Raw genomic sequence first — 10,264 nt, forward strand, 5'->3', positions numbered from 1 at the left:
TCGATCAGAACTTGTAGTTGAACGAAGCGGCCAGGACGTCGCCACGGACCTTGTACTTGCCGTTCAGCGAGTTGCCCTGGTTGTTGGTGGTGCCACCGATGATCACGTCCGGATCCTTGGTGAACAGGTGGGTGTAACCGAAGTTGTATTCGGTGTTCGCCGACGGGGTCCAGCCCACGCCCATCGACAGCCACTTGCGGCTGGTGTCCGGCACGCGCACGTCGCGGTGTGCGTTGGTGGTCGGGGTCTGGTCCAGCGCGACACCGCCACGCAGGGTCACGGTATCGCTCAGCTTGAAGTCGGCACCCAGCGAGACGAAGGTCGTATCGCGGTAGCCGAACTCCAGCACCGAATCGGGCTGGCTGGAGGCGTAGTCGATGGTGACCTGGTCGAACGCGGTCGACCAGGCGGTACGGGTGACATCACCCATCACGGTCCAGCGGTCGTTGACGTTGTGGGTGACGCTCAGGGTGGCCGAGGCCGGCAGGGTCAGCGTGGCCTTGCCCGAGGTGCTCACGAAGTTGCCCGGCTGGGCGCGGGCCAGCACGGCGGCAGCGTTCGGCGGCACGTCGAAGGTGGCGTCGCCGCCGGTGATCTTGTGCTCCACCTTGGAGCGGTAGCTGATGCCGATGTGGGTGTTCTCATCGGGGCTGAACAAGCCGCCGACGGTCCAGCCCACGGCATTGTTGTCGCCTTCAACGGTCAGCTTGCCATCGGCGCTGCCCGGGGCGAAGCCCGGAACGCGGGCCTGGGCCAGCGCGGTGCCGAAGTCGATCTGGTTGCTCAGCTCGATGGTCAGGTGCTCGACGAACACGGACGCGCCGAAGGACACGTACGGGTTGACGTCGTAGGACGCGGCGAAGCCCAAGTCGATGGCCTTCATGTCGGTCTTCAGACCGCTGTAACGGCCGACCCAGCCATTGTCATAGTCGGTCTTGAAGCCGAACGGGGCGGTCAGCGAGACGCCGAAGTGCGCCTGCTCGCCGATCGGCATGTGGAAGTACGCGGCCGGGACCGGGGCGATCATGCCGGCGTCGCCGCCGTCACCGCCGGTCTGCGGCTGGCCGGTCGGCTTGCGGCCGGTGCCCTTGAACTTGGCCGAGAAGCTGATGGCGCTCAGGTCGCCCTGGACCTGCATGCCTTCGAGCTGGCGCATGCCGGCCGGGTTGACGGCCATGATCGAGGCGTCGCCGGCGGCGCTGCCGGAACCGGCGAAGGCGCGGCCGAGGCCCTTGGCGCTGTTTTCCTTCAGCTGGAAGGCGGCAGCGTTGACGTGGCCCACGGCCAGGACACCGGCAATGCCGACGGCCAGGGCGGTGACGCGGGCAAGAGTGGAAGCGGTATGCATTGTTGGTTCTCTCCGGAAAGCGGTGATGTTGGCAACGCGCGCCTGCGCCGCCCCTCCCCTTGATGGGTCAGGACAACGCGCCGGATTCCCCTCCCGACATACGACGCCGTATGCGAGTATACCGAGAGCGGTTAATGAAACAATAACGTGTGTCGCCCTTGTGGCTATTCATGCTGAACACGACATATCCCCGTCAGCTCGGCCTCCGCGCTAGGCTAGTGCCCACATGTTCGTGTCGACCCCCTCCCGCAAGAAAGCCGCCTACCGCTGGGCCACCCCCCTGCTGTTCGCCGCGCTGTGGGCGGCCTTCCTGTGGTCGATCTCCCGGCCGGACGATGCCCGCCGCAGCCTGTGGATGGACTGGGGCGCGCTGTCCACCGGCCTGACCCACCCGCTGGACTGGTGGGCGACCCTGCAGGATGGCAGCGTGCTGCGGTTGTTCACCGCGCTGTTCCTGCACGCGGACTGGTCCCACCTGCTGGGCAACCTGGTGTTCCTGCTGATCTTCGGGCTGCCGGCCGAGCGCGTGCTGGGGCCATGGCGGCTGATGCTGCTGTTCCTGGTCGGCGGGGCGATTTCCAACCTCACCGCGATCTACACCATGGGCAGCCCGGACCAGATCATCATCGGGGCCAGCGGCGCGGTGTCGGCCTTGATCGGCGCCTACCTGGCCCTGTTCCCGGGCGCGCGGCTGGGCGTGGTGATCCCGCTGGGGCTGTTCCTGGAATTCGTCCGCGCCCCGGCCTATCTGCTGATCGGGGTCTGGGCGGCGCTGCAGGTAGTGTTCGCGTATATCGGCCCGACCTTCGGCATGGTGGCCTGGTGGGCGCACATCGCCGGCTTCGTGTTCGGCTTGGGCTACGGCGTGTATGTGCGCGCGGCGATCGCGCGGCGGCTGCGCAAGCGGCACGGGTTCTGAGGGCATGACCGGGAGCGGGTCCGCCGACAGGTCGGCCAACGGGTAGTGCCGGCCGCTGGCCGGCTCCACGCAGGGTTGGATTCGAGCGGAGCCGGCCAGCGGCCGGCACTACCGATCAGGGCTTGATCGGTGCCGTCGAGGCCGGGGCTTCCGGCTTGGCCGGTGCGGGCGTAGCCGGTGCAGCCGCAGGCTGTTCGGCCGGCTTGGTCTCTGCCGGCTTGGTCTCTGCCGGCTTGGTCTCTGCCGGCTTCGTTTCTACCGGCTTGACCGTTGCATCGGCAGGCTTTGCCGCCGCTGCCCCTGCCGCTGCCGGCTTGGCCGCCGGCTTCTTCGCCGCCTCGGCCTTCTGCCTGGCCAGCACCGAACCCGGCTGCTTCAACTCGGCCAGCGCATCGTTGATCGGACCATCGCCGGGCAGCACGTCACCGGCCTTGTAACCCTCGGTGCCTTCTTCATCGCCACGCAGGTGGCCCGGAAGGGTGGCTTCGCTGTAGTCGGTCAAGCTGGCCGGCAGCTCGTCATCCCCGGCGCGCTTCTCCGGCTGCAGCAGCACGTCCGGGATGATGCCGGTGGCCTGGATGGACTTGCCGCTCGGCGTGAAATACCGCGCGGTGGTGAGTTTCACCGAGTCACCGTTGTCCAGCGGCAGCACGGTCTGCACCGAGCCCTTGCCGAAGGTGCGGCTGCCGACCACGCGGGCACGGCCGTTGTCGCGCAGGGCACCGGCCAGCACTTCGGAGGCGCTGGCCGAGCCGGCGTCGGCCAGGACGACGACCGGTGCGCCCTTGAGCAGATCGCCCGGGGTCGCATCGAAGCGTGCATCGCTGATCGAGATGCGGCCACGGGTGCTGACGATGTTGCCCTTCTCGAGCAGATCGTCGGCCACCTGCACGGCAGCGGTGAGCAGGCCACCCGGATTGCTGCGCAGATCCAGCACCAGTCCCTTCAGCTTGCCACCGGCCTGCTGCTGCAGCTGGGCGACATGCTTCTGGAAATCGGCACCGGTGTCGGCCTGGAAGGTGCTCAGGCGGATGTAGCCATACCCGGGTTCAAGCATCTTGCTGCGCACGCTGGTGACGCGGATGGTCTCGCGGGTCACCGTGACATCGAACGGCTTGGGCTTGCCCTCGCGCACCAGGGTCAGCACGACCTTGGTGCCGGCGACGCCACGCAGCGGTTCGGTCGCTTCGATCGCGCTGATCGGCTTGCCGTCGATGGCGATGATCAGATCGCCCGCCAGGATGCCCGCGCGCGTCGCCGGGGTATCGTCGATCGGCGAAATGACTTTCAGGCTGCTGTTGTCGGGCTGCTGCTGCAGCTCCACGCCGATGCCATCGTAGGCGCCGTTGGCCTGCTCATCGAAGGCCTCGGCATCTTCCTTGTCGAAGTAGGTGCTGTGCGGATCCAGGTCCAGCAGCAGGCCGCGGATCGCGGACTGCATCAGCTTCTTGTCGTCGACCGGATCGACGTAGGCCGCGCGCACCGCGCTGTACACGGCAGCGTAGCGGCGGATTTCTTCCAACGGAACCCGTGAGGTCACCGCTTCTTCCGTGGTGGCCGCATCGGCCCCGCGTGCCGGCGCTTCAGCGGTCTGCTGCGCCCAGGACACCGCGGGCAACAGGGCCAGCAGCAAGGTGGCGGAACGGGCTACGCGCATGAAGCACTCCAGGATGAGCGGGGGACGGTTATCCACGCACCACGGTGCGTCGCCCGATTATGCGCGAAGCGACGATAAATTCCCGTTGAATCCCCTGCATGGCGGCGCGCCCAGGTTGGGCGCGGTTTATCGCCGCTGCAGCCAGCTGCCCGGATCGACCGGCTGCCCATTGCGGCGCAGTTCGAAGTAGAGCGCGGTCACGCCCTGCCCGCCGGAATTGCCGACCTTGGCCACCGCCTCGCCCTTCTTCACCGTGGCGCCGGCATCGCGCAGCAGGGTGTCGTTGTGGGCGTACAGGCTCATGTAGCCGTTGCCATGATCGACGATCAGGATCATGCCGTAGCCGGTCATCCAGTCGGAGAACACCACGGTGCCATCGGCGACGGCGGTGATCGTGCTGCCGGCCGGCGCACCGATCAGTACGCCACTGCTGGTGCGGCCATCGGGCAGCTTGCCGCCATAGCGCGCGAGCAGGTTGCCGGAGAGCGGCCAGCCCAGCCCACCCACCTTCGGCGGCGGCGCGGAGGCGACCGCAGGCGGCGTCTTGGTCGCGCGCGGCGGCGGGCGCGTGCCACTGGCAGCCGCGGCACGATCGGCCTTGTCGGCAGCGGCTTTTTCCGCGGCGGCACGTCGCGCGGCAGCACGGCGTTCGGCCTCCGCCCGGGCAGCGGCGGCACGCAGGTTGGCCAGCAGGGTTTCCAGCGCCTTGGCGTCCTGGCCCAGCGCCTTTTCGCGTTCGCTGCGATCCTTGTAGCGCTCGTCCAGCGTGGCCACCGTCGCCGCCCGTTCGCGGCGATCATCGGCCAGCGTGGCGACCTGCTGCTTCTGCTGCTGCCGGGTCCCTTCCAACGCCTTGCGGCGGTCGACGATCTCCGTCTCCACGCGCTGCAGTTCGGTGAGGTCGGCCGTCAGCGACTGGATGCGCTGCGCACGCTCGCGCTGCAGGTACCGGTGATAGGCCAGGCTGCGGTTGGCATCGGCGACGCGATCCTGCGACAGCAGCAGCTTCAGCGGTGCGTTGTTGCCGATGCGGTACGCCGCGCGCAGCAGCGACGCCAGCTCCGCCCGCTGCTGTTCCAGCCCGGCCTGCAGTGCATCGCGCTTGGCCTGCAGCTCGTTCATGGCGCGGGTTTCGCGTTGCAGCGCGGTTTCGGTCTGGGCCAGGACGCGGCCGGTGCGGGCGACCTTCTCATCGGCTTCGCGCAGCTGGCGCGAGGCCTGTCCGCGCTGACCTTCCAGGTTCCGCCGTTCTTGGGCCACGCCCTTGAGCTCGCTGCGCAGCTTCTGCAGCTTGCGCTCGGCTTCCTTGGAGGACTGGGCGGCGAGCGGGCTGGCGCCCAGCACGGCCACCGCCAGCAGCAGCGCACGCAACGTCGGGGTCAGCCACTGCGAGCGACCGCGTCCGTCGGTCGGATTGTTATCCCGGCGTGAGGAGAAGGCGTTGTGGCGCAAGGGCTTTCCAGTGACTTCAGGCAGATGCGGATTGCAACGATGCATGGTGACATTCCTGCAGGCGGCCTGCCAGCCGCGCTCCACCATCGAGGTTCCCATGAAACGCTCCCTGCTTCCGCTGCTGCTGGCCCTGACGCTGCCCTTTGCGCCGGCCTTCGCAGGCGACAACATCAGCAAGGTCAACGGCAGCATCTCCGCCGAGGCCGGCCAGAGCTACGGCAATCTGGAGACGGTCAACGGCGGCATCAAGGTCGCCGAAGGCGCCGTCACCGGTCGCATCGAAACCGTCAACGGCGGCATCCGCGTCGCCGATCGCGCGCGGACCGGCGGTATCTCCACGGTCAACGGCAGCGTGCGGGTCGGGCGCGAAGTGATTGCCAGCGGCGGCGTGGACACGGTCAACGGCGGCATCTTCCTGGACCGCGGCAGCCAGATCGACGGGGGTCTGGAGACCGTCAACGGCAGCATCGGGCTGGTCGAGACGCGCGTGGCACGCGGCATCGAGACGGTCAACGGCGACATCACCGTCGGCGTGGGCTCGCAGGTCGAAGGCGGGATCGAGGTCAAGAAACCGAACTTCAACCTGTCGCTGACCCCCGGCCGCAAGCCGCGCGTGATCATCGGGCCGAACGCGACGGTCAGCGGACCGTTGGAGTTCCAACGCGAGGTCACCCTCTACGTCCACCGCACCGCGCGGGTGGGACCGGTCAGTGGTGCCGTGGCCGTGCCGTTCGATACCGACACCGCGCCGCAGGATTGATATTGTGCTCACTGGTGCGCTGCGCACCCGCCTTTCCCGTTCCAGGAACCGATGATGCCCCGCAAACTTCTGTTGTGCCTTGCCGCTGCCGCTGCGTTGACCGCGTGCAAGGGCGAATCCGCGGCACCTGCCGCCGCGCCCGCGCCCGCCACCGACGCGGCGCCGACCGCGCCCAGCCACGCGTTTTCGCCGGAGATCAACGCCGACGACTTCGCCGAGCTGGTCAAGACCCTGGCCTCGGACGAGTTCGAAGGCCGTTCGCCGGGCAGCAAGGGTGAAGAGCTGACCGTCAACTACATCCGCGACCAGATGCAGCGCATCGGCCTGCAGCCGGGCAATGGCGACAGCTGGTTCCAGGATGTCGCGATGACCGAGACCACGGCCGATGAGTCGACCGTGCTGAAGCTCGACCAGGCCGGCAAGGCCCGCGAGCTGAAGTTCGGCACCGACATGGTGATCGGCACGCGCAGTGGCCAGCCGGAGGTGAAGGTCGAGAACAGTGACCTGGTGTTCGTCGGCTACGGCGTGGACGCGCCCGAGCAGAAGTGGAACGACTATGCCGACCAGGACTGGAAGGGCAAGACGGTCGTAATGTTCGTCAACGACCCCGGTTTCCACGTCAACGACGGGAAGCTGTTCGACGGCAAGCGCATGACGTACTACGGGCGCTGGACGTACAAGTTCGAGGAAGCCGCACGCAAGGGCGCGGCCGCCGCGCTGATCGTGCACGACACCGCCGGCGCGTCGTACGGCTGGGACGTGGTCAAAAACTCGTGGGCCGGTCCGCAATACGATCTGCCCGCCAAGGATGATCCGGAAGCACGCCTGCCGGCGCAGGGCTGGCTCAGCGCCGATGCCGCCCGCCAGCTGTTCGCTGAGGCCGGCCTGGATCTGGACAAGGCCTACAAGGACGCCAGCAAGCGGGGCTTCAAGCCGGTGCCGTTGAAGGCCAAGGTGTCGTTCGACCTGAAGAGCACCATCGCCGAGAAGAAGTCGCGCAACGTGGTCGGCGTGCTGCCGGGCAGCAAGCGGGCGGACGAAGCGGTGCTGTACATGGCGCACTGGGATCACCTGGGCAAGCACGAGGGTGAGCAGGGCGACAACATCTACAACGGTGCCGTCGACAACGCGACCGGCGTGGCCGGCATCCTGGAAGTCGCCGACGCGATGGTCCACCAGCAGCCGGCACCGGAGCGTTCGGTGGTGTTCCTGGCGGTGACGCTGGAAGAGTCCGGCCTGCTGGGCTCGAAGTACTACGTCAGTCATCCGACCTTCCCGCTCGACAAGATCGCCGGCGTGATCAACATCGATGCGATGTCGGTGGCGGGCCGTGCCAAGGATGTGACCGTGACCGGTTTCGGCAGCTCCGAGCTGGAGGACATCCTCAAGCCGCTGGCCGCGAACCAGGGCCGTACCCTGCACGGCGAGACCGCGGTGCAGAGCGGCTTCTACTTCCGTTCGGATCACTTCAACTTCGCCAAGGCGGGTGTGCCGGCGCTCTATGCGGACGGGGGTGAGGATCTGCGCGACGGCGGTGTCGAAGCTGGCCGCAAGGCCGCCGAGGACTATGGCAGCCACCGTTACCACGGCCCGAAGGACGAGTTCGATCCGGCGACCTGGAAGCTGGATGGCACGGTCGAGGACCTGCAGCTGCTGTACGGGGTTGGCAAGGAGCTGGCTGGCGGCGACCGTTGGCCGAACTGGTACGAGGGCAATCCGTTCAAGGCGGCACGCGATGCCATGATGAAGGGCAAGGGCGCTGAGGCGCCGGCCGCGGAGTCTGCGCGCTGAGCGGCTGGTTGCTGTGACGTGATCTTTGTTTGATGAAAACGGCGCCTTCCGGGGCGCCGTTTTTTTTGGGCCTTCTCCCATCTGAGGGGAGAAGGCGAATCGGACGTACGCGTGATCGCGATGGACGAGTTTGCGAAAATTAGCTGGGAAGGCTCAGCCAGAGGTAAGTCCCAGCTCTTTGATCTTCCCCCACGGCATGATGGTGACCCCGTCGCATTCGCCTGGAAGGACGCCGTTAGAGTTGGCTTTCGAGACAATCCCATGGCCGTTATTGCCTCTGACCACGGCCGCACGGCTGTCCCCCGGAGCGCAGGCGAGCGCCTCGCCCTCGATACGTATCCAAGTGCTGGCGCAGGGCAACGTTTGACCGGGCCCGCACGCCAAGCCGGGGTTCCAGTCAACGCTGATCACCTTGCCGCAACTCCAGCCGGATCTAACCCCCCGGAAGCAAAGCTCGTGCCCAAGCTCTGCACCCGCCCACATGTACATGATTGAGCGCGTGTTGTAGTCCGAGGTTGAAACGGCATAGACGGACCGAAGGGGGGTGTGAACCCCTGCCGTATGCCACTGAACGTCGTGACTTGCGTCGTCAATGCCGTCCACATACGTCAAGGGCGTCGAGAACTTACCCTCCCCAGTGCCGTAGTTGCCGTAAATGAGATCGTTGGGACAATGCGCCGCTGTCGTGATCCCCTTTCTTCCTGTGGCCGTGTGCTTGACGGGAAAACCAGTCGTGCAAAACGAATTGTTGTTTTGAAGCACCGCGCCGCCTTGGATGTACTCGACATTGCGTGACTTGGACATGTTTGGTCTGAGAGTGATTGCAAAGCCCAGAACCCGCTCAAGCTTCTTGACGGTGGTCTGAAGCTCTTCCGCTTTTTCCTCATTTCCTTCGATGTAGATCACCAGCCGATCCTCGCCTGGCCGACTTAGGAACCCGGTAGCGCCAGGTATGGCGCTGTAGAGAAGATCCATGTGTTTATCGAGGATGGCGTAGAACTCTTGCTTGGTGTACTTGTGTCCCGTCTCAAAAACCACCCGGGTCGTGCCACTTTCAGTACGGACGACACGGTCTGCGACGGAGCTTGCACCTTTCAGTTCGACAAGAATGTGTTGGTCGGGGGTATGCTGAAGGGAGATCTCCGTCAACCTGTCTGAGAACTCCTGCCGCAAGTCCTCCATCGATTGCATGATCTCGGTCTGAACGGCAAGCCGTGTGATGGCGTCGTCGACGGACACTTCGGGATTCCGAGTGATGTAACTCTTCACCAGCGTCTGCATTTCCTCGCCCAGATTCGAGTCCGGGTCAGGCACCTGCGCCCCGACGTTGGCGGTCAGGCAAAGAGCGATAGAACAACCTAGAAGCTTCCATTTCATAGGGATCTCCGTGTCCCTGTGGGTTGATCCCAAGCCATTCCAACGGCCAGAGAAAAAGCAGGCTAACAGTCAGAACAAGCAGCTGGAGTGACAGAGCTCACAACAAGCCAGGTTCTATATGGCCGAGGGACTGTTCACGGAAATGCGTTGCGGTCTCAGTAACGACGTAAATCGCCCCGGCTTCTGTAAACACCCCTAAGCCTCATTTTGATTGCTGCTTTCCGTCGTCGCAGTTCGTACGCCTGATCGATTTCCGCCGGATGCGTGGATGATGAATTGGCGTATTGCTTTCGCCAGGCATAGAGGCTTTGGATCGATATACCGGGCCGACTTGCAACATCAGCGACTGAATGTCCGCGGTCAGTGACCTGCTTGACCGCCTCGATCTTGAACTCCTGCATGTATCGCTTGGTGCTCATAGACACCCCTAGTGCTGCTGTGAATCATGGCTGCAAGGTGGCCAGGAAAGCCGGGGCGATTCAGGCATCGCGACCCACGTTTGGAGGCCACGGGCGCCGCAACGCAAGCTCCGGTTTGCAGTGCGCATACCTCATGCGAGCTCCGTAGCGGCCGGTAGGCTCGTGGGCAAAATCAAGGAGGAGGCCGTCGCCGCGAAGCGGCGGGCGGGGGACATTTGCCGAGGGGCCTGCCGGTCGCTACGGGGCCCTCACGCTCGCGGAAGACCCAAGCGAAGAACAAAAAAAACCCCGCTGCGTGAGCAGCGGGGTTTTGGGTGTAAACCCTGGCGATGACCTACTCTCGCATGGCTTAGGCCACACTACCATCGGCGCAGCTGCGTTTCACTTCCGAGTTCGGGATGGGATCGGGTGGTGCCACAGCGCTAATTTCACCAGGGAGACGTTTGGAGCAGCGCGGTGCGCCAGCTCAGCAGAGGTCTCTTCCGAGAAACAGATACCTGTAAAAACCAGGTGCCTGCAAAAAAAGAACACCCCGCTGCAT

At 65.4% G+C, this 10,264-nt stretch carries 7 protein-coding genes, 1 rRNA gene and 1 pseudogene; 3 read left to right on the plus strand and 6 right to left on the minus strand.

Annotation, left to right across the window (positions count from 1 at the left end; all coding sequences use genetic code 11):
* Positions 1-4 precede the first annotated feature (4 nt).
* A complete protein-coding gene (locus tag HH110_RS15780) occupies positions 5-1,348 on the minus strand; it encodes an outer membrane protein transport protein (protein WP_176990551.1) in 1,344 nt (447 codons plus the stop codon).
* Positions 1,349-1,574: 226 nt separating this feature from the next.
* Here HH110_RS15780 and HH110_RS15785 point away from each other — a divergent pair, with 226 nt between their 5' ends.
* Positions 1,575-2,267: a rhomboid family intramembrane serine protease gene (locus HH110_RS15785; RefSeq protein ID WP_176990552.1), complete on the plus strand. Its 693-nt coding sequence runs from the start codon at positions 1,575-1,577 to the stop codon at positions 2,265-2,267.
* Between the two features lie 115 nt (positions 2,268-2,382).
* Here HH110_RS15785 and HH110_RS15790 read toward each other — a convergent pair whose 3' ends face one another.
* Both HH110_RS15790 and HH110_RS15795 read right to left on the minus strand, forming a co-directional pair.
* Positions 2,383-3,924 carry a S41 family peptidase gene (locus HH110_RS15790; protein WP_176990553.1) on the minus strand — a complete coding sequence of 514 codons (1,542 nt, stop codon included), beginning with the start codon at positions 3,922-3,924 and terminating at the stop codon, positions 2,383-2,385.
* 126 nt (positions 3,925-4,050) lie between these two features.
* Positions 4,051-5,283, minus strand: coding sequence for a murein hydrolase activator EnvC (locus HH110_RS15795; RefSeq protein ID WP_275136384.1), 1,233 nt, complete (start codon positions 5,281-5,283; stop codon positions 4,051-4,053).
* A 190-nt stretch (positions 5,284-5,473) separates the two neighbouring features.
* On the opposite strand from HH110_RS15795, the gene HH110_RS15800 reads away from it, so the two are divergent.
* Complete coding sequence (locus tag HH110_RS15800; protein WP_176990555.1) at positions 5,474-6,136, plus strand: hypothetical protein; 663 nt, start codon at positions 5,474-5,476, stop codon at positions 6,134-6,136.
* A gap of 54 nt (positions 6,137-6,190) precedes the next feature.
* Positions 6,191-7,927 carry a M28 family metallopeptidase gene (locus tag HH110_RS15805; protein WP_176990556.1) on the plus strand — a complete coding sequence of 579 codons (1,737 nt, stop codon included), beginning with the start codon at positions 6,191-6,193 and terminating at the stop codon, positions 7,925-7,927.
* A gap of 153 nt (positions 7,928-8,080) precedes the next feature.
* Here the strand turns inward: HH110_RS15805 and HH110_RS15810 are convergent, their stop codons facing one another.
* The 3 genes and pseudogenes from HH110_RS15810 to rrf all read right to left on the minus strand — a co-directional run bounded on the left by HH110_RS15810 (position 8,081) and on the right by rrf (position 10,159).
* Positions 8,081-9,304, minus strand: a complete 1,224-nt coding sequence (locus tag HH110_RS15810; RefSeq protein WP_176990557.1) for a hypothetical protein — start codon at positions 9,302-9,304, stop codon at positions 8,081-8,083.
* Positions 9,305-9,510: 206 nt separating this feature from the next.
* Positions 9,511-9,723 (minus strand): annotated as a pseudogene (locus HH110_RS19530) (transposase); the annotation flags it as partial.
* Positions 9,724-10,044: 321 nt separating this feature from the next.
* Positions 10,045-10,159: ribosomal RNA gene (gene rrf / locus HH110_RS15820) — 5S ribosomal RNA — on the minus strand.
* Positions 10,160-10,264: the final 105 nt, after the last annotated feature.

Source organism: Stenotrophomonas sp. SAM-B (genome assembly GCF_013387485.1).
GTDB classification, from domain to species: Bacteria; Pseudomonadota; Gammaproteobacteria; order Xanthomonadales; family Xanthomonadaceae; genus Stenotrophomonas; species Stenotrophomonas maltophilia_AA.